The sequence below is a fragment of the Bradyrhizobium arachidis genome (genome assembly GCF_015291705.1).
In the GTDB taxonomy this organism is placed as follows: domain Bacteria; phylum Pseudomonadota; class Alphaproteobacteria; order Rhizobiales; family Xanthobacteraceae; genus Bradyrhizobium; species Bradyrhizobium arachidis.
On sequence record NZ_CP030050.1, the window covers coordinates 7,760,700 to 7,784,280 of the forward strand.

Genomic DNA, 23,581 nt, shown 5'->3' on the forward strand with positions numbered 1-23,581 from the left:
AGCCGCTTCGTCACGCTCGAGCCCGACGAGCAGAAGCAGTGCGTCGACCGACGTCGCGCCGTCGAAGGCAGCATCGTGCTGTCCGTTGGTACAATGAACCTTATGACGATAGTCACCAGCTCCGCGCTGGAACAAGCTCGAATTTTGCGCGGACCTCGAGCGGTCGGCACTGGCCGGTGTCACATGCGCCGTGGCTGGCAAACCCGATCGTCACCTGATTGAGGAGTTGGACAAATGCCGATGCCCCAGACCTCGGCCTCGCTTCCCCGCCCACATACGCTCATAGAGTTCGGAATACTCTCCGCCTCAAATCCGACGATCAGCCTGAGCGAATTCACCTACACACGCGGCAGCGAGATCTACAGCGAGAAAGAGCCGATCGAATTTGTCTATCAAGTCAAGTCGGGCGCGGTACGAAGCTGCAAACTGCTGTCCGGCGGACGTCGCCACATCGGTGCCTTCCACGTTGCCGGCGACTTCTTTGGGCTGGAGAACGGCGATGTCCACCGCTTCAGCATGGAAGCCATGGTCGACACGATCGTGCATCGCGTCAGGCGTGAGAGCCTCGATGCCGCCGCCGAGAATGACGGCACCTTGACCAGAGATCTGCTCCGCATGGCGGCTACGAATCTTGGGCATGCGGAGGATCATATGCTGCTACTCGGACGCAAGACGTCGATGGAGCGGGTCGCCGCCTTCCTGATCGAAATGGACAAGCGGCTCACCACCGCAGGCATTCTGGCGCTGCCCATGACTCGGCGCGACATAGCAGACTATCTCGGCCTGACGATCGAGACCGTCTCGCGATCGCTGTCGCATCTGCGCGAGCTCGGCATCCTTCGTTTCATCGACAATAGCCAGCGCCACATTGTTCTCGTGGACAGGCAGCAACTCGCCGGGCTCGACCGCCAGAACTGACTCTGGCTGCAACAGGCATCCCTGCTCGTTGCGACCTCCAATGAAAAAGGCCCCGGTCGATGCCGGGGCCTGAGTTCACTGGGAAGACATCAGATCAATAGCGCGCCGCGACCGGCGCACCGAAACCGCCGAAGCGGTAGTTCAACCGAAGCGTGACCATGTCCACATCCTGCGTGACCCCGCTGCCAGTCAGGGTGAACCCGCCGGGCGTCACGACCCCCGCGAAGGTGGTGTTGTCACGTCCCATCCAGAGATGGTCGTACTCGACGCCGACCGACCAGTTCGGCGAGAATCCATATTCCCAACCGACACCCAGCGCGCCGCCCCAGCGCGTGTGGCCTGCCGAGGCGAGGCCGACGCCGGTGACATTGTTGAAGATGTCAAAGCGATTGCGCGTCACGGCGGCGCCGCCCTTCACGTAGAGCAGCGAGGCGTTCCATGCCCAGCCGAGTTGGGCCGTGAACAGCCCGATGGCGTCGATCTTGCCCGTGGTCGAGATCAACGGATCGATCAGGCTGACGCGCGTGTTCTTGATCTCGGCCCAATCGCCCTGGGCTTCCAGGCCGAGCACAAACTGATTGGTTTGCCAGCGATACCCGATCTGCCCGCCGGCGAGGCCGCCGGAGCGATCGGCGCAACCGCTTCCGACGGCGCCCGCGGGCGTTATGAAATCCGCGCAACCGTGACTCTGTCCCCAGCCTCCGTTGGCGCCGATGTAGAACCCGGTCCAGTTGTAAACCGCCACCACCGGCGCGGGCGGCGGCGCCTTGACGGCCATATCGGCCGCCAAGGCCGGAGCCGACATGCTCAGCGCCGCGAAACCGATCGCCGCGATCGAAAGTTTTTTCATCGTTTCGTCCCCTTTGCTCAAGTTTCTTACGTCCGACGCAAGGCCCTTATGCAGGCTGGCGTGCATAAAAGTCTGCGAACAGCCTGAAGTTTACGCGCGGGGGGAGTGTTGACCCGTAACAAAATGGCAACACCTAAGCGCCATCGCTATGCATGCAAAAGTGCTTAGTCGGTGTCCGAAGTGCCGCTCGTCGCGGCGCCATCCTGTTCGTCGGCGAGCCACGCATTGATGCCGGAGGACGGGATCAATCGCCTTGGAAGGTGCGGGTTGATCGTGCCTGCAAAGACGGCGCATCCCGCATCGCGCTTTTCGCGCGCGAAGAGTTTGGCCTCCTGCTCTGTCGGAAAAGTCCTTGTCTCGCGAGGGCTCCGCTGTCTCGGAAGAATGCCCCGCTGTTGCACCTCAAAGGTAACGTACCACGTTGCAATCATTGCGCTGCACCAACTGTCACCAACCCTCAGTGACGCGTTGTGGTACGGCTGGCATCCGCCTGCTTGATTCAGATCAAATTTGATGCCCCCGGACAATACAGAGCAAACGGCATCAACCGGTCTGCATCGGCGCAAATTGCCGTCCAATCAGCGCAGGTCGCTGCGTCCATCCTCCGGATCGCTTTCCGGCTCCTGGATCAGCACCGCGGGTTCGTCATAGCCTGCGCGGCTGCTGTAGAACACCAAGGCCATCAGGCCGACGCCGACGATCAGCGAGAACACGACGCCGAGCACCAGCGCGACATAGCCCGCTTCCGGCACCTTGGTATCCGTGCTGACCCAGCCGAGATAGCCGAGCGCGCCGGCGCCGACGAGCAACGCGCACAGCACCGCGATGACCAGCCATCGGGCGAGCTTGCCGTCTTGCGGGTTGGATGGTGCCGGTTGATCATGTGTAACACTCATGGATCTCTCCTTTTGTGCCTCAGGAGGGCCACGGCATCACGCCTACTGTGCCGTGGCCTTGGTTGCGATTGCATGCAGCGCGCCGGTCATTGTGGTAATGGCAGCCCTCGCCGGCTCGCCAACGTCATGACGCCCCGCCACAAAGGCGGGATCGTTGTACGACAGCCAGGTTACGCCCTGCTCGTCCTGCCAGACCAGCGCCTTCAGTGGCAGGTCGATACCGATGGTCTGCGCCTGCTGCATCAACGGCGTGCCACCCTTGGCGTTGCCGAAGATCAGCAAATCCGTCGGCCGCAAATTCATCCCGACCGCAGCCGCACCCGCGGCGTGATCGACATGGGCGAACACCGTGAGACCCTTGGCTTTCACTTCCGCCTCTAGCCGCTTCATGGTGTCTTCGGGGCCGAAACTGCTCTTGATGGTGATGAGTCCGTCTGCAGCCATGACTTGCGTCTCCCATGAACATGTCGCCGCGATCAGAGCGAGCATCCTGATCAGTGCCGAAAGCCTCATTGTCCGCTCACTTGTTGCGGAACAGTTTGGCGGGATCGAATTCCGGCTCCGGAATGAAGCCGTCGCGATTGGGCATCTTGATCTTCGGCAAGGACTCCTTGTCGATCTTGCCATCGGCGGGAACGATGCCGTTGAGGCTCAATATGTAGGCGGTGACGGCATAGGTCTCGTCGGTGCTGAGCGAGCCCGGCGTCGGATAGGGCATCGCGCGATGGATGTAGTCGAACAAGGTCGTCGCATAGGGCCAGAAGCTGCCGACCGTCTTGACCGGCATGTTGGAGGCGAGCGTGCCCTGTCCGCCGGCGAGGCGATCCTTGATGCCGCCCTGGCCGTTGTCGCCGTGACAGGCCGCACAATTGTCGGCGAAGATCTGCTTACCTTGGACCGCGGTGCCGCTGCCGTCAGGCAGGCCCTTGCCATCGGGGCTGACGTCGATGTCCCACAGCTTAATCTCCTGCGGTGTCGCGGGGCGCCCGAAATCAAACGCCAGTGCGGGAGGCGCCAGCAGGCCGAGTGAGAGGATGCCGGCGAGAACGAGCTTGTCATGCGAGGACATTGCGGACCCTCCCGGCCTCGTCGATGCTCCAGGTCTGCTGCGCGTTGTAGTGAAACAGCGCGTTGGTCCCCATCGCGGCGATGAAGGACTGCCGGTCCGGCTGGACGTTGCCCTTCTCGTCGGTCGAGCGGCTCACGATCTTGGTCGGCTTGCCGTCCCAGACCCAATCCATCTGGAAGCGCACCTGCGCCTTGGACAGCACCGGCTGGCTCAATTGCGCTGGCTTCCAGGTCTTCGCGCCGTCGGTCGAGATCTCGACCTTGGCGATCTTGCCGTGGCCGCTCCAGGCAAGGCCGGAGATGCGGTTGTAGCCAGGCTGGATCTGCATCATGCCCGAGGGCTGGGTGATGACGGAGTTGGTTTCCATCCGCAGCTGAAACTGCCGCGCCTTGCCATTCGCGAGCAACTGCGTGTAGCGCGCCGTTTCCCAGCGCGTCATCCAGGGCGCGTTGCCGAACTTGAGGCGGCGCAGCCATTTGATGTTGAGGTTGCCCTCGAAGCCCGGCATCACCAGCCGCATCGGAAAACCATGCGCGGGCCGCAGCGGCTCGCCGTTCTGCCCGTAGGCGACGAAAGCCTCGTTCACGATCTCGTCGGTGAGTGGAATGCTGCGATCGACGCCCGCGCCGTCGCCGCCCTCCGCCAGCATCCAGCTCGAACCCTTGTCCTTGGCGACGAGGTCGATCAGGAATTTCAGCGGGACGCCGGTCCATTCATTGGTGCTGACGAGGCCGTGCGTGTTCTGCACCGTGATATCAGGGTCGGCTTTTTTCCAGTTCTCCCAGCCGTTGCCGGTGCACTCGATGAACACGACACGGGTGACCGACGGCATCTGCTTCAGGTCCTCGACGCTGAACACCAGCGGCTTCGAGACCATGCCGTGGATCAGCAGCCGGTGCTGCGCGGGGTCGATGTCGGGCACGCCGGAATGACTGCGCTCGTAATGCAGGTCGGTCGGCGTGATGTTGCCGACGAGCTTCTGGTGCGGCGTCTTGGAATTGATGGCATCGCCGGGATCGACGTTGCGCTTCCCCGGCGTCGCCTCGGGAATGCGATCGAGTTTTGCGAAGCGGGAGCGTTCGCTGTGTGCGCTGAGATCGGCGCCGGGCCCGCGATCGGGCACGTCGGCCAGAGTCTCGGCGGCGGCAGCTTCAGTTGCGGCCGCGCCAAGGATGCCCGCCGACAGGCCTCCCACGAAGCCGCGGCGCGACACGTTCGCAGGCCGCGGTGACAATTCGGTTGGCGTTCTGGACGTCATGGGCTCTCCCGTCGATAACCGTGCTTTTTCGAAATGACGGCAACGCTCATGTCGCGACACTGACATGACGCTGCGACGATTGCGCGTTAGGTTGTGTTAGAAGGAATTAGCGTCGGCGCGTTGGCTCACGCTTCCTTGAACGCCTCATGCGCGCGAGTCGCGTAGACCAGCGCGGCGCCGGCATTGACCGAGATGGCGGTGCCGAGCGCTTCGGCAATCTCTGCTTCGCTCGCGCCGTGCTTTTTCGCCTCGGCCGCATGGACGGTGATACAGCCGTCGCAACGCAGGCTGATGGCGACCGCGAGCGCGATCAGCTCACGCGTCTTCGCATCGAGGTGATTTGTCTTGGCGCCTGCGCCGCTCAGGGTCGCGTAGCCCTTGACCGTATCGGGCGCGAGCTTGCCGATCTCGCCGACACCGGCGACGATCTGGCGGCGATAGTTGTTCCAGTCGAGCATGGCCATGAGATGCTTCCTTCTCATCGTGATGCCGTTAGATTAGATGCGATCTGCCGCTCCGTGGAATGGCCGGGCGGCTCGGACTCATGTCCGCGCGGATCAAGGGGAGAAGGATGTCGGAGGCGGACGCGGCGGAGTTGTTGAAGGCGATGGTGCCGCTGTTCAGGATCCGTCCCGTGATCGAGGATTCCTGCAAGTTCGGCGGCAGCTGGGAGTCGCTACACGCGCCAAACGGCAAGGGCTGGGCGCAATTCCACATGGTCACCCGCGGCTCTTGCGTGGTCGAGCGGCCGGGCCTCGGCCCGCAGCGGCTGGAGGCCGGCGACATCCTCCTGCTGCCGCACGGCGACAGTCACGCGGTCCGAAGCCAGAGGAACGGTGCTGCCGGACGGATTTCGACCGAGCTCCGGAACGGCGTCCGGCAGCGCGCGACGGTCGATGCCGAAGTCGACACCGAACTCCTGTGTGGCCGCTTCCTGTTCGAAACCTCGGACGAGAACCCGCTGATCGCGGCCCTTCCCGACGAGATCGTGCTGCGCACGGCGGGAGAGCCGTTGCTGGAAAGGTTCCGGCACCTATTGATCGACATCCGCGACGAGCTCGACGCCGGGCGCGTTGGAGCGGAGATGGTCGCGGCCGACCTTGCGCGGGCGCTGTTCGTCATGATGCTCCGCGACCATCTCGCCGACGAGGCCTCCGGGGACGGGACGATGTCGCTGTTGCGGGACCGCACCACGGCCCGCGTGGTAGCCGCAATCCTCAACGATCTCGCCAGGGACTGGACGCTCGACGAAATGGCGACGGTCGCCATCTCATCGCGCGCGACGTTGGTGCGGGCGTTCCGCAAGCGCGCCGGGGTCGCGCCCATGACGTTCCTGGCCGATCTGAGATTGACGATCGCGCGCAAGCGGCTGGCCGGCACCTCCGATCCGATCGCAAAGATCGCCGGCGAGGTCGGGTACGCGTCCGAAAGCGCCCTGAGCAAGGCCATGATGCGCAGATACGGCCTGCGGCCCAGTGCCCTGAGAGTGGCGGGGCCTGGCCATCAGCAAGGCACGGCGGGCTGAGCGCGCCGATTGACCCGCCGGGCAAAACAGCGGCAGATGGCAGCGTCGGCCTCGGCATCGCTGGCCATCTCCAAAGCGGCAGTCTTTTTCCATGAATGGCTTCAGCACGACGAGGTTGACCGCCGAGCGGCTGAACGAAAGTCACCTCGACGATCTCGTCGCGCTGCATCTCGATCCCGAGGTGTCCCGCTATCTCGGCGGGGTGCGGGAGGCGGAGGCGACGAAGCAATACCTCGCCGTCAACATGGCGCATTGGGACCAGCACGGCTTTGGGCTGTGGGTCCTGCGCACGAAAGACGGGACCTTCGCCGGACGGGCGGGCATCCGGCACATCGTCGTCGATGACATCGACGAGATCGAGATCGCCTACACGTTCAAGCGCGAGTTCTGGGGCCAGGGACTGGCAAGCGAGATCGCGACCGCACTGACGGAGATCGGGCTGTCGCAACTCGAGCTGTCGTCCCTCATCGGCCTGGTCTTCCTCGCAAACGGCGCCTCCCGCCGCGTGCTGGAGAAGGCGAACTACGTTTTGGAGAAGAGCACGATTCATCGCGGCGAGGACGTGGTGATCTACCGTATCCGGCGGTGAAAGGCGGATTCACCCTCAGCCGGTGCGCGACCGAACGATTGATTGCGGCAGCGACGCCAGAAACAGCACGACGCAGACGCACAAGAGCACGATGTCCTTGAACAGGAACTCTCCGGCCAGATTCCAGGCCATCGGATCGGTCGAGAGGCTCCATGTCACGACGCCCGGCGTCGTGAAGAAGAATGACCACGTGATCGCGAAGGTCACGACGCCCATGAATGAACCGACCGCAGACAAGATCGGACTGAAGCTGCCGGCCACGAGCAGCGCCGCGATCACGAATTCGGCGACACCGAGGAAATAGGCCTCGCCCCTCAGGCCGAACACCGACAGCCACGAGATGAACGGGCTGTTGGTGATGAACTGGGCGATGCCCTGTGCGGATTGCAGCGTGAATTTCTGCATTCCAAACGAGATAAAGATGATCACCATGACCCAGCGAAGGATGGCGAGCGGACGATAAGAACCGCCACCGCTCTCGGCGACATTGAACCCTTGCATGTGACGATGTCTCCCCGGACTGCGCGCGCATCTGCTGGCGAACGAAAGCGTTCGCTACGGGCTATACGGAGAGGAGCTTCCGGTGTTACCCGCGCCTGGCCGGTTCAAAGATCACAGCTGCGTGCGATGCGCGTGTTCGTGGACAGCGAGCGACAGCATGTAGGATGGGTAGAGCGAAGCGAAACCCATCACGCTTCAGTACGCTCGGCAGGCAATGATGGGTTTCGCTTCGCTCTACCCATCCTACGGGCTACCTCATGGCTCCATCGTGTAGGAACGCCCGGGTTCGAGCACGTAGATGGTCAGGAAGCGGAGCGGTCGGTCCGGATCGCAATTGCGAAACAATGTGTGTGGAAGATCCGCTCGGTCCTGCAACGTCTCGCCCGCCCGGTATTGCCGCGGCTCGTCGCTGCCGTAAGCAGACTCGGCAACGCCTTCGACGATATAGATCGCGCCCGCGACGGGATGCCGGTGCAGAGGCGCAACACCGCCCGGCGGATAGGTGACCTCGACGACCATCAGCTCCTGCTGCGTGCCGGGCAAGGGAAGACGCTCGAGAACCTTGCGTGTGACGCCGGCAAAGCCTGCTTGTTGTGCGCGTGTTCCACCGTCTGATCGTTCATCCATGGGTGCCTCGCTTGCTCTTGCAGTTCCATTGCAACTTGTTCGCTGGAGCTCGCGAATGCAACCGACCTGAACAGCCATTCAAGAAAGTTTCGCTACTGTTCCTGCAACAGGTGATGGCGGCAGTCGTTGACTCCGCGACGATGCAGACCAAGGAGGAACAGATGAAGAAGCTGACTTACGCTCTTGCGGCGCTAGCGACGCTTGCAATCGGTGCCCCCACCATCGCCAATGCGGCCGGCTTCGGCGTCTATGTCGGCGGCGACAGGGATTATTATGACGGCCCGCGCGCCCGCATCTACGAGCATGACCGCGGCTGGCATCATGGCTGGTACCACCGCGACCGCGACTATGACCGCGGCTTCGTAATTCGCCGACATCACGACTGGGACGATTAGTGCGGACCAGTACAAGTGAGCAAGGAGGCCCCGCTGCGGCGGGGCCTTTTTGCATTTGGACGAAAGAAGAGGCCGCCGACCGCGGCGGCCTCCTCATTGCGATACGCATCAAATCACTTGGTGTAACCCTGGCTCGTGCACCACCACATGGCGTCGGCCGCGCTGGTGCCGCGCTCTATGACGTATTTCCGGCAGGCTTCGTAATTGGCAGCATAGCGCTTGGCGCACGGCACCGGGGAAATGGTGCCGCCGCTCCAGGAGCATTTGTACTCGGCACTCGCAGGCGACGTCGAAAGGGTTGCGACAGCGAGCCCGACGACGAGGAACGACAAGGTCTTCATGGCTATCTCTCCCATATCCTGGGGATAGCGCGTGCTATCCCAGGTGGTACGATAGCACGCTTTCGACCGCGCCGGTTCGGCGATTGCCCGCCCGGAATCGAGGGAGAGCCTTGCGGAAATCTGGATTGCTTCGTCGCACGGGCGCCTCGCAATGACGACGGAAGCCATCCTGCAACCTGTCCGATGGGCAGACGATGCCCATCCTGCGACGTCTTACCTGAAATACCCGAGCACGAGATCGATGTCCGAGCTGCGGGCCGCGGTGCCGGTCAGCTCGGCGTCGATGACGCGGCGGCAGGCTTCGATCGCGGCGTGGTCGCCGAGATCGTTGGCGGCTTCGAGAACGAGCCAGGCGGCGTCCACCGACGCCTTGTCCGGTGCGCCGTCGCCGACATCGGCGGTGACGGCCTTGGTGAGGTTCTTGTTCTTGCGAACCGCGGTGCCGAATTGAGGCAACATTGCAATGACTCCCCTCTCGAATTCCGCTCAGTGAACCTGGAGCTCGGGCTGACGGCCCGCATCGGCACCCGCGCCGGTCTTGCGCGACTGGTAGAACTTCAAGATGCTGCGCGAGGTCTCGATCTTGAGCCGGCCGAACTCGCGCTCGTTGTCCTGCAGCTCGCGCGCCGTGATCAGGTGATCCTTGGCGCCGAGGAACAGCAGCGACATCGTCGTGTCCCAGGAGAAGTCGAGCGCCTTGCACAGCACCAGCAGCATCTCGCGGTTGCGGTCCATCAGCGCGCGCTCGATCACGTCGACCGGCAGCGCCGACAGCAGCGACAGGCCGATCTGCACCTCGTCGAAGCGGTGCTGGCGCGCGTAGTTCGAGATCGAATCCTGATTGAGATTGCCCTGGCGGTACTGCGTCGTCACCACGCGCTTGGCGACGAAATAGCTGCGCGAGGACGGGCCGAACTTGGACTGAAGGTCGCCGGTGACCTCGGTCACCGAGCTCTGGATTTGCGCCATCATCTCGGGACGCTCGGTCTCGAGGCGGCGGCGCACGTCTTCCGACGCCTTCGAGATCAGCTGCTGGAAGATGTGCCGCGGCACGTCCTTGCGCAGGCCGAGCTGCTCGGCGAGGATCGAATCTCCCTCGGCGCGGCGGACCATGTGCAACAGGCCGGAGCCGGAGAAGCGCGCGCCCTCGTTCCTGGCAACCGAGGTCACGACCTCCTGGTTGCCGCGCTTGACCAGCACGTCGGTCACGGCCTCGCCGATCTGCTGGCGCTGCGAGATCGCGAGCAGATGCGCCTGGCCCTTGGTCAGGGCGCTCTCGACCAGCATCTTCTCGTCGATGCGATTGGAATCGCGCAGCACGGGACCGGCGACCTCGATCTCGTCGTCGAGGGCGAGCTTCTCGATGACGTTGAGCGGGGCGTGATCGCAGGCCGCCATCAGCTCGGAGAGCTGCGCCCGCGCCGCCACCTCGATTTCGTCGGCGAGCCGGCCGATGACCTCGCCGAACATGCTGATCTCGTCGTCGCTGTAGCGGCCCGTGATCAGGATGTCGGTCGCATGCCACAACGCCTTGGCGCGGCTCTCGTCGGTGCCGCGCGCGATCGCGTCGTCCAGATCCTGTAGAAGCGATTTCGCCCCGTTCATCTCGATAACCCCAGTTCTTGGTCGTCCTTGGCGCGCCGTCCTGCCTGTGCTGGCAGGACGCCGAATTCCTCTGGGAACAACACTAGAGCTGAGATGCGAGAATTCAGTAAAATCAGCAAATCAGTTTTGCCGACCAAAATTCATTCAAATGCGAGGGAATGGGTTAACTGGCGAGCAGGACGGGAAGCCGCCGCACGGCAGGTGCGCCCCCTCTCACGCTTGCGGGAGAGGGTTGGGGAGAGGGTGTCTCTGCAATGGGATAGCCCCCTGGAGGAGAGAGCCCTCACCCGGCGCTTTGCGCCGACCTCTCCCGCAAGCGGGAGAGGTTAAGAAAGCCCGCGGCTCGATCCCCGCAAACCAATCGGCCCTTACGGATTCGACGGCGTCAGGACCAGCGGCGGCTTCGGCCGCGGCTTTGCCGGCGGCGGGCCCGGGGCCGGTCTCACCTCGATCGGCGGCGGCAGGGGGGCGACCTGCTGGCTTGCGAGCGGCGGGCTTGTAAGGGGTGGGCTTGGCGCTGCGGGAGCGGCCTGCGGCGCCTTCGGCATCGGCGCGGCCTTTGGCTTGGCCGGCGGCGCACGACGCGGGTCGCGGCCGGGCAGCGGCACGTCGGTCAGCGACGGCTCCGGCACCGGATCGGGGGACACCAGCGTCGGCAGCGCCGCGGTCGCCGGCGGCGGCTCGCCGCGCTCGATCGCATCTAATCGGCGCGTCTCGCGGTCGATGGTGCGCACGGCGAGCCATGACGACAGCGGCGCGAGATCGACGGTGCGGCTCAGCCTGTCGGGGGGGCCTGCCGCGAATAGCTGGATCTCCGGCGGCGCGCCGGAGAGCCCGGTCATGATCGGGGTCAGGCTGGCGCGGATGTCGGCCTGGTCGGCGGGAATGTCGTAGCCGCCGGAAACGATGGCGCGCGCATTCTTCGCTTCCAGCGGCGTTGCGCCGACCCGCAACCGACCGTCGCGGATCGTGAAGGGGATCTGCGCCGAGGCAACCGCGATGGGAGCTGCCGACAAGGCGGGCTCGACCAGCTGCCGCAGGCGGTTGTCGTCGCTGACCTGGCCGCCGTCGCTGGCGCGGATGGCGATCTCGAAGGCGCGCGGATTGAGACCGGATATCTCGGCGGACTCGAGCGTCACCGTGCCGTTGCCGGCGAGCGCGCCGGTCAGCGCCGCGATGCTGCGGCCCTGGCTCGTCAGCGCCATCTGCACCGAGGCGCGCCCCTTCGGCAGCGCGAGGTCGCGGTAGCGCAAGCTCGCCGCATCGACATTGCTGAGCTCGATGCGCGCGCTCAGCGCAAGGCCATTGGCGCCGTTGCGCGCATCAAAACTCGCCGACATCTCGCCGCCGCCGAGACCGCCCTTGAGGCCATCGAGCGCGAGCGACTGGCCGTCGCTCCTGAGGATGCCGCCGACGGGACGCAGCTCGATGCCGCCGGGCAAATTGCCGTGCAGCGCCTGGAAGGCGATCCGGCCGCGCCAGCCACTGATGAGCCCCGCGCTGAGCGGCTCGCCGGCATCACGCCCGGCAGCACCAACGGCCATTGCGAGCGCAGGCATGAGATCGAGTGAGTCGAGGCCGACTTCGCCCTCGACGTTCTTCTCCGGGTCGAGCGTCACCGCGAGATGGCCGCGCAGATGCGAGCCGGCCGAGCTGCTGTCGAAATCGTCGAACGTCAGGCGGTTGCCTGACAGGGCGACGCGCGCGGACAGGTTGACGCTCTGCACCGATTTGTCGGTCGGGCTGGTGCCGAACAGCGGTGCCAGATTGGCATTGCGCACGCGCAAATTCACGCTGCCTTTGGGCTCCGAGAGTTCGACATTGCCTTGCGCATCCGCGTCCAGCCCGCCGCCGTTGAGCTTTGCGTTCAATTGCAGCGGCCGCCGCCAGGCACCGCTCAGCTTGCCTTCGAATTGCGAAGCGCCCTCGCCTGCGGCCACGATGCGGTCGAGCCCGAGCAGCGCCAGCAAGGCGCCGGCCTGCGGTGTCGAGACTTTCGAGTCCAGCGTGAAGTCGCTGCTCCGCAACGTCTCGATATCGATACCGCTCACGGCGGCGACCGGGGTCTGCGCGGTCAGCGTTGCGCTTGCCTTGAGCTGCGGCGCGTCGAGGTCGAACACGGCGCGGGCGTTGCTGCGATCGGCATGTTCGGCGTTCTTGTCGAGGCTGAGGTCGAGCTTGAGGCGCGTCGCGCCCGACACCGACGGGAGCGCATCGAAGCGTGCGCGCGCCGAAGGCGCAAACGGCTCGATCAGCGCGGTCAGCTCGCGCAGCGAATTGGCGGAGGATTTCAGCGCGAGCTTGCCGGTCGCTTTGGTGCGATCGAAACTGCCGCTCGCCTCCGTGGTCACACCGCTGGCCTGGCCGAACCGCAACTGCTCCAGCGACAGCGCCGCCGGGCCGTAGCCGAGCTTGGCCGCGAACGGCTTCAGCTCCTGGCCGGCAGAGATGGCGCGGCCGATATCGAGCGAGAGTTTTGCTTCCTCCGGCCATTCGCCCTGCGGGCCGGCGAGCGCGCGCACGAAGCTTGCGGCGGCATCGAGGTCGAGGCGATCGGCCTTGATCTCGGCGTCGATGTGCGAGCCCTTGCTCGCGCCTGTCTGCACGAAGGCGATGCGGCCCTCCACCGCGCCGCCCTCGATCTCGGCCTTCAACTTGTCGACGGCGAGATGATTGGCGGCGACGGTGACATCGCCGGACAGGCGCAGCGGCCGCGTGCTGCGACGGTTGATCTCGCTGCGGCCCAGGAGCCAGGCCACCAGCGTATCCGGATCGGACGATTCGACTCTGAGGCGGCCGCTGAAACTGTCGGCGCCGGGCGTCGCACCGTTGAGCGAGAGCTGCGTCATGCCGGGAGCACGCAATTCGAGCTTTTGGAAAGTCCAGGACCGTCCGTCGGTCGAAAGCTCCGCGGCGATGTTCTGGAGCGGACGGCCGCCAAGCATGATCTGGTCGGAGTTGAACTCGATCTGCGCCGGGATCGGCGCCTGCGGGATCGCAGCTAACCCGGCGCGCAGTGCCGGCAGGATGCGCAGCGGCTCGGCGTCGTCCTTGCCGGCGAGCTTGTCGGCATCGACCTGGCGCGCCGACAGCACCGCGCGCAGCAGCGGCGAGGCGCCGAATTTGAGATCGCCGACGCCGCCGAGCTTGAGCGCGCTGTCCTCCGCACCGAAGCTGGCATCGACCTGCTCGAACTTGGCGCCGGCCGGATCGGCCTTGAGTTTTGTCGTGAGCTTCCACGGCGTCGGGCCGGCCTCGCCCGGCCTTTTGGCCGCGGGCACCGCGAGCGTCAGCGCGCCGTCGAATTTCGGCTGGCGGTTGTCGAAGGCGAGCACGCCTTCAAGATCGGCGAGGATCGGGCGCTCGCCAGGATCGACGTTGAGATGCAGACGCGTGGCGCTGCCGTCTGCGCTCGGACCGGACGAGATTCGGAACGGATAGCGCGAGCGGCCGACCGTAAAGCTGCCGTCGCCGCGCACCGAGCCGGCGAGCGAGCGGACGTCGCCGGAGAAGGCGATGTCGTTCAATTCCAGCGTCGAGCGGCTGGCGGCATCGTGCAGGGCGATGCGGCCGGTGAGGTTGAGCCGCTCGATCGCGAGCGAGGCGAGGTTGAAGGTGCCGCTCGCGGTCGAGGGCAGATCGACCCGCCCGCGCGCATCGAGGCCGAGATCGACCGCCATGCCATTGACCGAAAGCTCGGTGGCGCGCCATTCGCCGCGCATCAGGGAGCCCAGGCTGAACTCGACGTCGAGCTTGTCGGCGCGCAGGCGGCCGAGATCGTTGTTGCCGCCGAAGGTGACCGAGCGCAGCCGCAGGGTCGGCGCCGGCAAGAGCCGCGCGTCGAGCTCGCCTGCCACCCGCACCGGCACGCCGATGATGCGGCTCGCCTCCGCCTCGAACTGGGGCCGGAACTGGTTCCAGTCGATGAAGTAAGGCCCGATCAGCGCGGCCAGCAGCGCAATGATGAAGGCAATCGCTAATCCGAGCAGCGTCGTCTGCACGGGTCTCCCCTCGGCCAAACCGGCCCGGGCCAAACCTGAGGGCCTCAGGCGCGCCGGAACAGCCCCCTTATATAGGGCCAAGTGTGGCGAAGTCACAGCGACTGTTGCGCGCGGAGGTTAACGCCGGTGGTAAACCCTCATGGTGAGGAGGCCGCGGAAACGCGGCCGTCGCGAACGGCAAGGCCCGGCTATCGCCGCGTAGATGCAGCGGGGCCTGTCATCCTTCGAGACGCGCTGGCGCGCTCCTCAGGAGAGGACCCTGGCAGCGATCACCAGCTCGCCGGCAGCCGCTTCAGGCCGCGTAGCACGAAGGTCGGGCGCCATTCGGGGTTCTCGACGTCGTCGATCCGCAATCCCGGCAGCCGCCGCAGCAGCGTCGCGATGGCGATCTCGGCCTCGATCCGCGCCAATTGGGCCCCCAGGCAGAAATGGATGCCGCCGCCGAACGACAGCGGCCTGACATTGGGCCTGGTAACGTCGAGCCGGTCGGGATCTTCAGGATAGACCGCCGGGTCGCGGTTGGCCGAACCGAGCAGGCACAGCACGGATTCGCCTTTGGGGATGGTCTTGCCGCCTAGCTCGACATCCTCCAGCGCGACGCGGCCGGTCATCTGCACCGACGAATCATAGCGCAGGAATTCCTCGATCGCCCCCACCATCAGCTCCGGCCGCGCCTTGAGCAGCGCGAGCTGGTCCGGATTGCGGTGGAGCGCAAGCAGGCCGTTGCCGATCAGATTGACGGTGGTCTCGTGGCCCGCGCCGAACAGCAGGATGATGTTGGCGGTCAGCTCCTCGTTGGTGAGCTTGTTGCCGTCTTCCTCGGCCTGCACCAGCTGGGTGGTGAGATCGTCTCCAGGACTGCGGCGGCGCAGCTCGAACAACTGCTGGAAGTACATCTGCGCCATCATGTTGGCGGCATTGCCCTTGGCGATCTCCTCGGGCGACATCGGCACCGGATCAAGCAGCCGTCCGCCGTCGCGCAAGCTCTTGTAGAAGACCTCGCGATGATCCTCGGGAATGCCGAGCATGTCGCAGATGATGGTGACAGGCAGGCGGAAGGCGAAATCCTCGATCAGGTCCATGTGGCCGCGATCGATCACGGCATCGATGGTCTGGTCGACGATCTCCTGGATGCGTGGTCGCATGTCCTCGACGCGGCGGGCGGTGAACGCCTTCACGACGAGGCCGCGCAGGCGGGTATGGTCGGGCGGATCGGCTTGCAGCATCCAGTGACCCATGCTGCGGAAGATCGGCTCGTCCATGATCTGCGGGCCGTAGCGCCGCTTGGTGCGCTCGACAAAATCCTTGCCGAAGCGCTTGTCGCGCATCACGAGGCTGACGTCGGCATGGCGGCTGGTGACGAACTGGCCGAACGACGTCACATGGACCGGATCGATCGTACGCAGCCGGTCGTAATGCGGATAGGGATCGCGGATGAAGTCAGGCGACAGCGGATCGAACAGCGGTCCGCCTGCGGGTTGCACTTGCTCGTTCATGGTGACCTCACATCGGTTGCCGCATGACACGAATACGCCGGCAGCCCCTCTTTCGCGCAGCGTAACCATCCCTGAAATTATCAACTCGATACATTGTTGTATCGAGTTGCATTCTGCCCTAAACTGCGCCGATGTCAAGGGTGAGAACCAGGCCGACCAGGGACGACACGCGCGACAAGCTGTTCGAGGCGGCCGCGCGCGTGTTCGAAGCGGACGGCATTGGCGGCGCCAGCATCGAGGCAATCGCGGCCGCGGCGGGCTTCACCCGCGGCGCGTTTTATTCGAACTTCAAAAGCAAGGACGAATTGATCATCGCCATGCTCGAGGACCATGTCGAGCAGTCGATCCGGCGCAATATGGACATCCTGGCCCAGCACGACAATCTCGACGATTTCATCGCGGCACTGAAATCGATGGACCGCAGCAAGCAGGATCCCCTCGGCCGCTCACCCCTGCTCCACATGGAGATGATCCTGTTCGTCGCGCGCGCCGAGAAGCGCCGTCCCGAGCTTGCAAAACGGCTGCGCGCGCGGCGCAAGCTGGTTGCCGACATCGTCGAGGCGACCTTGAAGAACAAGCCGAGCGGCGAGACGCTAAACCCGCCCTGGATGGCCAGCGTCGTACTGGCGCTGGAAGACGGCTTCCGCCTGCACCGGCTGATCGATCCCGAGACCACGCCGGCCGACAGCTTCTTGCGCGCGATCACTGATTTGCGCCGCAGGACGGGACTGGCGTCGGACTAGAATCTTCGCATGCGCTAATCCGTCGCAGTCGGGGAACGAACGCCTTGCGCAACGCGGTCTGAATCGGCCGCGGAACAGCGGAACGTGCCGATCTCTTCAATCACCGCGATCAGCGACAAGGCCTCCGTCGGAAGACGCGCAGCCGTCGAGATGAACGCGCGTTTATCTTCATGACTCTTTCTCTCTCCCGCACGCGCGTTTGCAACTTTTGCCCGTCGTTGCTGTTGGCCCGGCATCGCAACACCAACTGGGAGGAAGGCACATGAAGAAGACCGCGTTGGTTCTGGCAACCGTCGGCACGCTCGGCGTGAGCGCCGTGGCAGCGCCAACGCCCGCGGAAGCCCGCTGGCGTGGCGGCTTCGGTCCGGCGCTGGCAGGCGGGTTGATCGCAGGCGCCATATTCGGCGGCCTCGCCTCTTCCGCTTACGCGTATGGTCCGGGTTACGGCTATTATGGCCCCGGTTACGGCTATTACGGCGGCGGCTACGCGCCGGCGTATTACGGCGGCTACGAGCCGTATCCCTGGGGCGGCTACACCACGACCTACTACAGCTCGGGTTATGCCCCGGCCTATTACGGCTACCGCTATCGCCGCGTCGTGCGTCCCGCTTTCGCCTATTACGGCGCACCGTTCCCGCGGCGGCACTTCTACCACCATCGTTGGCACCATCACTGGTGATGTGAAGCGCCAAGACAGGCCCGGCGCGGAACGCTGAGCCTCGGAAACCGAACAACCAGATCGATGCATCCGGCTTCGATCGAGAGCGTTCGTGCGCGCGGTCGCGTCGTTACGCAACCGCGCAACTGCAACCAAGCAACCCCAAGGAGATTCAGATGAACATGGGAAAGAACAAGTTCCTGCTGACGACAGCAGTGCTGCTCGCTGGTGTCAGCCTGGCATCGGCGCAAGGCATGCGTGAAGGTGCTGGCGGCGGAATGAGTGCGGGCGGCAGCGCAAGTGGCAGCGCAGCTGGCGGTGCCAGCGGAGGTGCTGCGGAACACTCCAGCGGCGCGAGCTCGCACGGTGCAGGTGGCGCCTCGCACAGCGAAGGAATGACGCAGGGCCGCGCCGGCGGTGGCCGGGCCGAGGGTTCCTCCGCGACGCAAGACAGCAGCCGGGCCGCCGACAAGGCCGACAAGCAGACGATCGGTCAGGGCCGCGAGCGCGACAACGCACGTCAGTCGCAATCCGAACCCGGCAAGCAGGGCAAGGACCAGACGATCGGTCAGAGCCGTGGCGATCGCGACCAGGCGCGTCAGTCCAAGTCCGAGAGCGACAAGAGCGGAAAGGATCAGACCGTCGGACAGAGCCGCAGCGACCGCGACCGTACGCATCAGTCGCAAGGCGCAGAGCAGAACAAGAGCACGACCACGGGCGCCAATACCAGGGACAATGCCCGGGATAAGGCTGCGCAAGACAAGAACGCACAGGACAAGAACGCACAAGACAAGAATGCCCAGGGCAAAAATGCGCACGGTCAGAGCACCACGACGACCGGCGCGAACACCAGGAATGACGCCCAGAGCAAGACCGCGCAGGATCCGAGCAAGACAACCACCGGCGCGAACACTGGCAATAACGCCCAAGGCCAGAACGCCCAAGGCCAAAACACGCAGGGCGCAACGACCGGCGCCAACACGCAAGGACAGGCCAACGCCCAGGCACAGACCCAGAGCGGGGCTACGCAGAGCATGTCCGGCCGCGTACAGGTGAATGCCCAGCAGCAGACCCAGCTGCAGCAGTCGGTGCTGAGCTCACGCAATGTGGACCGCGTGAGGGTCAACACCAATTCGCTCAACTTCCGCGTCAATGCCGGCGTGGTCGTGCCGCGGAACATCTCCGTGGTTTCGGTCTCGGCCTATCCCGCGCTGATCGACGTCTATCCTGACTACCGCGACGACAGCTTCTTCGTCGTCGATGACGAGATCGTCGTCACCGACCGGAGCCGCAGGATCGTCGACGTCATTCCCGCCGGACCGCGGACGCACTATGCTCGGAGCAGCAGCTCGACCGTTAGCGGTGGCGGCGGCAGCGTTGCCGCGCTGGATCTCAGCCCGGACGAGATTCGCGTCGTTCAGCGCGTCCTGATCGAACGCGGCATGCTGTCCGGCGAAGCCGACGGCGTTCTCGGGACGGATACGCGCAATGCGTTGATGACCTTCCAGAGACAGGAAGGCTTCCAGGCCACCGGCTCGATCGATACCCGCACGGTCACTGCGCTCGGCGTGTCGAACCAGATCAGCGCCACGCAAGGTCAGTCGACCACCGTCGGCCAGGGCGGCAACAACCAGTCGACGCCGCAGAGCACGACCGGGCAAAGCACCGGCCAGAGCAACGCGCCGGCGCAGCAGAACCAGACCACAGGTCAGGCTCCGCAGAACCAGCCGTCCACGACCGGCCAGGCTCAGCAGAACCAGCCGGCGAACCCGGGCCAGGCCAGCACGCAACCGCCATCGGGCCAGACCACCGGCCAGGCCCCGGCCCAGAGCAACACTCAGTCCACCAGTCAGCCCGGCACCAGCCAGAACACGCCGACTGGACAAACCAACCAGAACAATGCCCCGCCGCCTTCGACGTCAGGGCAGCCGGCCAAGAAGTACTGATGCGCTTTTCGAGCCCCGCCTCCCGGCGGGGCTCTTTTTCTGCGGCCTGCAGCATTGAAAGCGATAGGCCGTAGCAAGCAGACCTGATGCCAGCGCGCCCTGGCCGCCCACACGCGCGTCCGCACGCAGTTGCGAGGCATTTGCAATCAAAAGAGCACAGTCGGCATTGGTGCCGTTGACTGACACAGAATTAATTTGCCCCCTGCGCTTCCAAAACGTAACTGCCGATCAAGAGCGACGTGATCCGGCAATGGCCGGGCGAGAAGGCGCTGCAACAACAAGCAAGAAAAGCAAGCGACGCGCTACTTTTCGTCCAGGAGACATCATTGCCCGGCATCGTCCATGTCGTGGATGACGACGCATCGTATCTGACGACCATCCAGCAACTTCTCGAGGCGAGCGGATACCGCGTCGCCATCTATGCGTCGGCGCAGCAATTGCTGGACCAGGGGCCGGACGAAAGCAAAGGCTGCATTCTCCTCGACGTCCGGATGCCGGGCCTTTCGGGACTCGAGCTGCAGCAGCGCCTGATGCAGCGCGGCTCGACGCTGCCCATCATCTTCCTGACCGCATATGCCGACACCGGCATCACCGTGACAGCGATCAAGGCGGGTGCCGAGGACTTCCTCATCAAGCCTGTCGACCCGGATGAACTCCTGCGGGCGATCGCACGCGCGATGGCGCGGCATGGCAACGCGCGCGCGCTCGACGGCGAAGTGGAGGTGCTTCGGCGCAGGCTATTGACGCTGACGCCGCGCCAGCGGCAGGTCTTCCAGATCATCGTGCGGGGCAAGACCAGCAAGCATGCCGGGCGCGAGCTTGGGAGCTCCGAGCGCACCATCAAGGCGCATCGGCGCGCGATCATGGAAAAGTTTCAGATCCAGTCGCTGGTGGAGCTGGTCCGGATTGCCGAACGGCTCGGCGTGCTCGGCGCGACGGACGAGCCGGCGGCGGACGCATAGGGCGATCTCTGCGTGCGAGCAGAAGCGACCCGGCAGCGCGAGAATCAGCCGCCGTTCAGCGTATTGCTGATCCGGGTGACGATCGCATCCCATTGCCGCTTCTCGGCGGCCGGATAGTTGATCAGCACGCAGTGGACGTAGCGGCTGGCGAAATTGCAGCGGTCGTACCAGATCTTGCCGCGCCGGATGCTGGAGACCACGAAGAAGCGCGGTGTGACGCGCTTGTAGATGATGCCGGCCGGCGGGTTCTTCCTGGCCAGGAACGCCCGCGGTGAGCCGCCGTCGTTCGGGACGGCCTGCACCGTGAGGTCCGCACGGCCGTCGCCTGTCCGGTACTGCACGCCATATCCGTCGGGCCGGCCCGCTTCTTCGGTGAAGATGGACGCGGGAATGTCGACACTGGTTCCGCTCTCGGGAATGCGATAGCTGCTCCAGCTCTCCGCGCCGGCGGCAGCCGGCAACGCGCAGAGCATGATCAGGATTGCGGCGGTCTTCTTCATCATGTTGCTGCTCTTGTGCCGGTTGGTTGGACGGTAGCCGCCCGGCCGCAACAACGTGGGGAATAGCCGGACGTTCCGATCCGGAAAAAGTACCCCGGCCCGATGGCGCTCGAAGAAACGTATCGAAGCGACGATACGCTAGATCCTTCGGCTCGGCGACCTTCGCGTCAGTATCGTAGGGTGGGCAAAGCGAAGCGTGCCCACCATTTCTCTCGAAATCATTGATAGGTGGTGGGCACGGCGCGAGTGCGCCTTTGCCCACCCTACGATTCCGAGTTCGCGGAGATCCCCTTCACGTCCCTCGCAGCCGCTCGCTTAGCGGCCGCTTTTGCCCTTGTTCGTGGGCAAGGGGCAATTGGTGCAGACGCTGTCGTCGCACATCCGGCAGATCGTGAAGCGATCCATCTCGGATGTGTCCTGCCTCGCCAGCAGCTCGTGGATCAGCGTCTCAAGCCGCTTCGTCTCTGCAGGCGACAGCACATCCAGAAGCGACGCGACGGCTGAAATCCTTGAGGTCATCAACTCGTTCCGCATCGCCGCCCCCGTCGCGGTGAGGTGCAAGGCGATCTCGCGGCCGTCCTTTCCGGCACGGCGCTCGACGAGCCGATCCGAGACCAGACGGTCCACCAGGCGGACGGTGCCGGAATGCGACAGGCCGAGGATGCGCCGCAGCTTGTCGTTGGTCATGCCCTGGCCGTAGCCGATGACGACGAGCGCCGCGGGCGTCTCGCCACCGCGGCCTATGACCTCGCGCGCGCCCTGCTCGATCCGATCCATGACCGCGAGCGAGAGCGCTCCCAGCAAATTCGCGATTCCCGTTTCCATGCCCGCAACAATATGTGCGCTGCGCACAAAAAACAACTTGACCAGACATGTGTGCTGCGCACATATTCGCGTGCAGGAAACGACGACATGGAGAATGACGATGAATCCGAGCAGCGCTGCGCGGACGACACCAACGGCCACCGCCGGTGAACCCGCCCTGAAATACGTAGAGGCCAATGGCGTGCGGTTCGCCTATCTCGAACAGGGGACCGGCCCCCTCGTAATGTTCCTGCACGGATTTCCCGACAACGCCTGGTCCTATCGCAAGCAGCTGCAGGTCTTCGCCGATGCCGGATATCGTGCAGTCTCGCCGTTCCTGCGCGGCTACGCGCCGACCGGGATTCCCGCGGACGATGTTTTCGACCCCATCGCGCTCGGCAGGGATCTCGAAGCGCTCATTGCGGCGCTGAGCGAGGACGGACAAGCCTGCGTCGCCGGCATGGATTGGGGTGGCACGTCGACCTTTCAGGCGCTGGACACGGCGCCATCGTCGATCAAGGCCGCCGTGGTGATGAACACGGCCCACCCGATCACGTTCTCGAGCATCAGGCGCGATCCCGAAATCGTTCGATCCATCTTCCACGTCTACTTCTTCCAGCTGATCGGCGCCGAGTCGGCGGTCAATATCGAGGGACTGCCCTTCGTCGACTATCTCTGGAAGCTGTGGTCACCGGCCTTCGACAACGAAGCGCATCTCCGTTCGGTCAAGGAGACGCTCAGCTCGCCGGGCACGATGGCGGCGGCGCTCAAATATTATGGCGGCCTCACCGAAGCGAGCCGCATGGGCCGGCTGCCGATCAATGACATGCACACGCCGACGCTGACGATCTATGGCAGCAACGATCCGACAGCGAAATATTCGGTGAAAGAGGAGCGGCTGTTCAAGGGACCGCACAAGCGCGTCGTTCTGCCTGATGTCGGGCACTTCCCGCACCTCGAGCGTGAGGCTGAAGTCACCGGCCTGATCATGGACTGGTTCAGGACGCACGCATCCGCCTGAAAGCAATCGCGGACGCCGGACGACGCCGCACGATCGATCTCGTTCTCTCAGCAGGAGTGCACGCAATGGACATCGGGACACAGCAGAAATACGCAGAGACGTTTCTTGGTCTTCACAGGACAGGCGATCCGCTCGTTCTGTTCAACGCGTGGGACGCCGCTACCGCCAAGGCGATTGCGAAGGCGTCGGCCGCCATCGCGACCAGCAGCGGAGCGGTCGCCTCCGCCCTTGGCTACGCCGACGGAGAAAATGTCCCGCTCGACGTGGTGGCCGGCCTGGTGTCGCGGATCACCGCGACCGTCCCGGTTCCGGTATCGATCGATCTGGAGGCGGGATATGGCGACACACCGGATGCCGCCGCGACGTCGACGACGAAAATTCTGCAAGCCGGCGCCGTCGGCATCAATATCGAAGACGGGCTCTCCGGCGGAAAGCGCCAACTCGTCAGCCCCGAACAGCACGCCGCGAAGATCAAGGCGGTGCGAAACGCCGCGCAAGGTTTCGGCGTTCGCCTGTTCATCAATGCCAGGACCGATCCGTTTCTGCTGAAATTCGGATCGCCGGAGGAATGCCTGAACGAAGCGGCTCGGCGCGCGAAGGTCTATGCCGAGGCCGGCGCCGACGGGATTTTCGTTCCCGGCCTCACCGACCTCGCGCTGATCGAGAAGCTGGTTCAGCTCACGCCGCTGCCGGTCAACATCATGGTGACGCAAGGTGTTCCCGAAATCCCCGATCTCGCCCGCGTCGGCGTTCGGCGGGTGAGTCTCGGGCCGTGGCCCATGATGGCAGCGATGCGTGTCATCGGACAGGCCGCCGCGGGGGTCGCAGCGAGCAAGCAATACGGCACGTTCCTGCAGCCGAACGCCTGAGCCGACC

The 23,581-nt window shown here is 64.6% G+C and carries 25 protein-coding genes; 10 read left to right on the forward strand and 15 right to left on the reverse strand.

All coding sequences use genetic code 11. The features are described from left to right. The first annotated feature begins 234 nt into the window (after positions 1-234). Positions 235-918, forward strand: coding sequence for a helix-turn-helix domain-containing protein (locus tag WN72_RS36595; RefSeq protein ID WP_092212575.1), 684 nt, complete (start codon positions 235-237; stop codon positions 916-918). Positions 919-1,012: 94 nt separating this feature from the next. On the opposite strand, the gene WN72_RS36600 is transcribed toward WN72_RS36595, so the two are convergent. From WN72_RS36600 to WN72_RS36625, 6 genes are all read right to left on the reverse strand, one after another. Next, a complete protein-coding gene (locus tag WN72_RS36600; protein WP_027560535.1) occupies positions 1,013-1,768 on the reverse strand; it encodes an outer membrane beta-barrel protein in 756 nt (251 codons plus the stop codon). 578 nt (positions 1,769-2,346) lie between these two features. Beyond that, positions 2,347-2,664, reverse strand: coding sequence for a hypothetical protein (locus tag WN72_RS36605; protein WP_027560537.1), 318 nt, complete (start codon positions 2,662-2,664; stop codon positions 2,347-2,349). Positions 2,665-2,706: 42 nt separating this feature from the next. Further along, positions 2,707-3,177 carry a DUF302 domain-containing protein gene (locus tag WN72_RS36610; RefSeq protein WP_092212577.1) on the reverse strand — a complete coding sequence of 157 codons (471 nt, stop codon included), beginning with the start codon at positions 3,175-3,177 and terminating at the stop codon, positions 2,707-2,709. A 7-nt stretch (positions 3,178-3,184) separates the two neighbouring features. Next, entirely contained in the window at positions 3,185-3,733 is a 549-nt protein-coding gene (locus tag WN72_RS36615) for a c-type cytochrome (protein ID WP_092212579.1), read from the reverse strand. Next, positions 3,720-4,991: a sulfite dehydrogenase gene (gene soxC, locus WN72_RS36620; protein WP_092212581.1), complete on the reverse strand. Its 1,272-nt coding sequence runs from the start codon at positions 4,989-4,991 to the stop codon at positions 3,720-3,722. The genes WN72_RS36615 and soxC overlap by 14 nt, the downstream gene beginning before the upstream one ends. Positions 4,992-5,116: 125 nt before the next feature. Then, on the reverse strand, positions 5,117-5,455 hold the full coding sequence (locus WN72_RS36625; RefSeq protein ID WP_199820243.1) for a carboxymuconolactone decarboxylase family protein: 339 nt from the start codon (positions 5,453-5,455) through the stop codon (positions 5,117-5,119). Between the two features lie 107 nt (positions 5,456-5,562). Between WN72_RS36625 and WN72_RS36630 the strand changes: the two genes are divergently transcribed. After that, positions 5,563-6,516 carry an AraC family transcriptional regulator gene (locus WN72_RS36630; protein WP_167380606.1) on the forward strand — a complete coding sequence of 318 codons (954 nt, stop codon included), beginning with the start codon at positions 5,563-5,565 and terminating at the stop codon, positions 6,514-6,516. Between the two features lie 91 nt (positions 6,517-6,607). Continuing rightward, on the forward strand, positions 6,608-7,105 hold the full coding sequence (locus WN72_RS36635) for a GNAT family N-acetyltransferase (protein WP_092212587.1): 498 nt from the start codon (positions 6,608-6,610) through the stop codon (positions 7,103-7,105). A 15-nt stretch (positions 7,106-7,120) separates the two neighbouring features. On the opposite strand, the gene WN72_RS36640 is transcribed toward WN72_RS36635, so the two are convergent. Both WN72_RS36640 and WN72_RS36645 read right to left on the reverse strand, forming a co-directional pair. Next, positions 7,121-7,606: a YkgB family protein gene (locus tag WN72_RS36640; RefSeq protein WP_027560543.1), complete on the reverse strand. Its 486-nt coding sequence runs from the start codon at positions 7,604-7,606 to the stop codon at positions 7,121-7,123. A 255-nt stretch (positions 7,607-7,861) separates the two neighbouring features. Beyond that, the gene (locus WN72_RS36645; RefSeq protein ID WP_027560544.1) at positions 7,862-8,233 is read right to left on the reverse strand and encodes a cupin domain-containing protein; all 372 of its coding nucleotides are present in this window, start codon (positions 8,231-8,233) and stop codon (positions 7,862-7,864) included. 161 nt (positions 8,234-8,394) lie between these two features. Here WN72_RS36645 and WN72_RS36650 point away from each other — a divergent pair, with 161 nt between their 5' ends. Then, positions 8,395-8,628, forward strand: a complete 234-nt coding sequence (locus WN72_RS36650; protein ID WP_027560545.1) for a hypothetical protein — start codon at positions 8,395-8,397, stop codon at positions 8,626-8,628. A gap of 113 nt (positions 8,629-8,741) precedes the next feature. On the opposite strand, the gene WN72_RS36655 is transcribed toward WN72_RS36650, so the two are convergent. From WN72_RS36655 to WN72_RS36675, 5 genes are all read right to left on the reverse strand, one after another. Continuing rightward, positions 8,742-8,969, reverse strand: a complete 228-nt coding sequence (locus WN72_RS36655) for a hypothetical protein (protein WP_027560546.1) — start codon at positions 8,967-8,969, stop codon at positions 8,742-8,744. Positions 8,970-9,182: 213 nt separating this feature from the next. Then, a complete protein-coding gene (locus WN72_RS36660) occupies positions 9,183-9,428 on the reverse strand; it encodes a hypothetical protein (protein WP_027560547.1) in 246 nt (81 codons plus the stop codon). A gap of 27 nt (positions 9,429-9,455) precedes the next feature. After that, positions 9,456-10,574, reverse strand: coding sequence for a DUF2336 domain-containing protein (locus WN72_RS36665; protein ID WP_092212589.1), 1,119 nt, complete (start codon positions 10,572-10,574; stop codon positions 9,456-9,458). Between the two features lie 368 nt (positions 10,575-10,942). Continuing rightward, positions 10,943-14,575, reverse strand: coding sequence for an AsmA family protein (locus WN72_RS36670; protein WP_092212591.1), 3,633 nt, complete (start codon positions 14,573-14,575; stop codon positions 10,943-10,945). Positions 14,576-14,844: 269 nt separating this feature from the next. Further along, positions 14,845-16,071, reverse strand: a complete 1,227-nt coding sequence (locus WN72_RS36675) for a cytochrome P450 (protein ID WP_167380607.1) — start codon at positions 16,069-16,071, stop codon at positions 14,845-14,847. A gap of 131 nt (positions 16,072-16,202) precedes the next feature. Between WN72_RS36675 and WN72_RS36680 the strand changes: the two genes are divergently transcribed. The 4 genes from WN72_RS36680 (at position 16,203) to WN72_RS36695 (ending at position 20,380) form a co-directional block, all read left to right on the forward strand. After that, positions 16,203-16,814 (forward strand): TetR/AcrR family transcriptional regulator, encoded by a 612-nt coding sequence (locus tag WN72_RS36680; RefSeq protein ID WP_027560551.1) that lies wholly within the window; start codon positions 16,203-16,205, stop codon positions 16,812-16,814. A 262-nt stretch (positions 16,815-17,076) separates the two neighbouring features. Continuing rightward, positions 17,077-17,493 (forward strand): hypothetical protein, encoded by a 417-nt coding sequence (locus WN72_RS36685; protein ID WP_036055976.1) that lies wholly within the window; start codon positions 17,077-17,079, stop codon positions 17,491-17,493. A gap of 155 nt (positions 17,494-17,648) precedes the next feature. Next, positions 17,649-19,418 (forward strand): peptidoglycan-binding protein, encoded by a 1,770-nt coding sequence (locus tag WN72_RS36690; protein ID WP_092212595.1) that lies wholly within the window; start codon positions 17,649-17,651, stop codon positions 19,416-19,418. 326 nt (positions 19,419-19,744) lie between these two features. Beyond that, positions 19,745-20,380, forward strand: coding sequence for a response regulator transcription factor (locus WN72_RS36695; RefSeq protein ID WP_092212597.1), 636 nt, complete (start codon positions 19,745-19,747; stop codon positions 20,378-20,380). Between the two features lie 44 nt (positions 20,381-20,424). On the opposite strand, the gene WN72_RS36700 is transcribed toward WN72_RS36695, so the two are convergent. Both WN72_RS36700 and WN72_RS36705 read right to left on the reverse strand, forming a co-directional pair. After that, positions 20,425-20,880 (reverse strand): hypothetical protein, encoded by a 456-nt coding sequence (locus tag WN72_RS36700; RefSeq protein WP_027560554.1) that lies wholly within the window; start codon positions 20,878-20,880, stop codon positions 20,425-20,427. Between the two features lie 315 nt (positions 20,881-21,195). After that, positions 21,196-21,705 (reverse strand): MarR family winged helix-turn-helix transcriptional regulator, encoded by a 510-nt coding sequence (locus tag WN72_RS36705; protein WP_027560555.1) that lies wholly within the window; start codon positions 21,703-21,705, stop codon positions 21,196-21,198. Positions 21,706-21,805: 100 nt separating this feature from the next. Between WN72_RS36705 and WN72_RS36710 the strand changes: the two genes are divergently transcribed. Together WN72_RS36710 and WN72_RS36715 are read left to right on the forward strand one after the other, a co-directional pair. Next, entirely contained in the window at positions 21,806-22,705 is a 900-nt protein-coding gene (locus WN72_RS36710) for an alpha/beta fold hydrolase (protein ID WP_092213054.1), read from the forward strand. A gap of 65 nt (positions 22,706-22,770) precedes the next feature. Further along, positions 22,771-23,574 carry an isocitrate lyase/PEP mutase family protein gene (locus WN72_RS36715; protein ID WP_092212599.1) on the forward strand — a complete coding sequence of 268 codons (804 nt, stop codon included), beginning with the start codon at positions 22,771-22,773 and terminating at the stop codon, positions 23,572-23,574. The last annotated feature ends 7 nt before the right edge of the window (positions 23,575-23,581 follow it).

Excerpts from the sequence above, each read along its gene's own strand:
- WN72_RS36595 (WP_092212575.1), top strand. The coding sequence starts at position 235 with ATGCCGATGCCCCAGACCTCGGCCTCGCTTCCCCGCCCACATACGCTC.
- WN72_RS36600 (WP_027560535.1), bottom strand. The coding sequence starts at position 1,768 with ATGAAAAAACTTTCGATCGCGGCGATCGGTTTCGCGGCGCTGAGCATG.
- WN72_RS36605 (WP_027560537.1), bottom strand. The coding sequence starts at position 2,664 with ATGAGTGTTACACATGATCAACCGGCACCATCCAACCCGCAAGACGGC.
- WN72_RS36610 (WP_092212577.1), bottom strand. The coding sequence starts at position 3,177 with ATGAGGCTTTCGGCACTGATCAGGATGCTCGCTCTGATCGCGGCGACA.
- WN72_RS36615 (WP_092212579.1), bottom strand. The coding sequence starts at position 3,733 with ATGTCCTCGCATGACAAGCTCGTTCTCGCCGGCATCCTCTCACTCGGC.
- soxC (WP_092212581.1), bottom strand. The coding sequence starts at position 4,991 with ATGACGTCCAGAACGCCAACCGAATTGTCACCGCGGCCTGCGAACGTG.
- WN72_RS36625 (WP_199820243.1), bottom strand. The coding sequence starts at position 5,455 with ATGGCCATGCTCGACTGGAACAACTATCGCCGCCAGATCGTCGCCGGT.
- WN72_RS36630 (WP_167380606.1), top strand. The coding sequence starts at position 5,563 with ATGTCGGAGGCGGACGCGGCGGAGTTGTTGAAGGCGATGGTGCCGCTG.
- WN72_RS36635 (WP_092212587.1), top strand. The coding sequence starts at position 6,608 with ATGAATGGCTTCAGCACGACGAGGTTGACCGCCGAGCGGCTGAACGAA.
- WN72_RS36640 (WP_027560543.1), bottom strand. The coding sequence starts at position 7,606 with ATGCAAGGGTTCAATGTCGCCGAGAGCGGTGGCGGTTCTTATCGTCCG.
- WN72_RS36645 (WP_027560544.1), bottom strand. The coding sequence starts at position 8,233 with ATGGATGAACGATCAGACGGTGGAACACGCGCACAACAAGCAGGCTTT.
- WN72_RS36650 (WP_027560545.1), top strand. The coding sequence starts at position 8,395 with ATGAAGAAGCTGACTTACGCTCTTGCGGCGCTAGCGACGCTTGCAATC.
- WN72_RS36655 (WP_027560546.1), bottom strand. The coding sequence starts at position 8,969 with ATGAAGACCTTGTCGTTCCTCGTCGTCGGGCTCGCTGTCGCAACCCTT.
- WN72_RS36660 (WP_027560547.1), bottom strand. The coding sequence starts at position 9,428 with ATGTTGCCTCAATTCGGCACCGCGGTTCGCAAGAACAAGAACCTCACC.
- WN72_RS36665 (WP_092212589.1), bottom strand. The coding sequence starts at position 10,574 with ATGAACGGGGCGAAATCGCTTCTACAGGATCTGGACGACGCGATCGCG.
- WN72_RS36675 (WP_167380607.1), bottom strand. The coding sequence starts at position 16,071 with ATGAACGAGCAAGTGCAACCCGCAGGCGGACCGCTGTTCGATCCGCTG.
- WN72_RS36680 (WP_027560551.1), top strand. The coding sequence starts at position 16,203 with ATGTCAAGGGTGAGAACCAGGCCGACCAGGGACGACACGCGCGACAAG.
- WN72_RS36685 (WP_036055976.1), top strand. The coding sequence starts at position 17,077 with ATGAAGAAGACCGCGTTGGTTCTGGCAACCGTCGGCACGCTCGGCGTG.
- WN72_RS36690 (WP_092212595.1), top strand. The coding sequence starts at position 17,649 with ATGAACATGGGAAAGAACAAGTTCCTGCTGACGACAGCAGTGCTGCTC.
- WN72_RS36700 (WP_027560554.1), bottom strand. The coding sequence starts at position 20,880 with ATGAAGAAGACCGCCGCAATCCTGATCATGCTCTGCGCGTTGCCGGCT.
- WN72_RS36705 (WP_027560555.1), bottom strand. The coding sequence starts at position 21,705 with ATGGAAACGGGAATCGCGAATTTGCTGGGAGCGCTCTCGCTCGCGGTC.
- WN72_RS36710 (WP_092213054.1), top strand. The coding sequence starts at position 21,806 with ATGAATCCGAGCAGCGCTGCGCGGACGACACCAACGGCCACCGCCGGT.
- WN72_RS36715 (WP_092212599.1), top strand. The coding sequence starts at position 22,771 with ATGGACATCGGGACACAGCAGAAATACGCAGAGACGTTTCTTGGTCTT.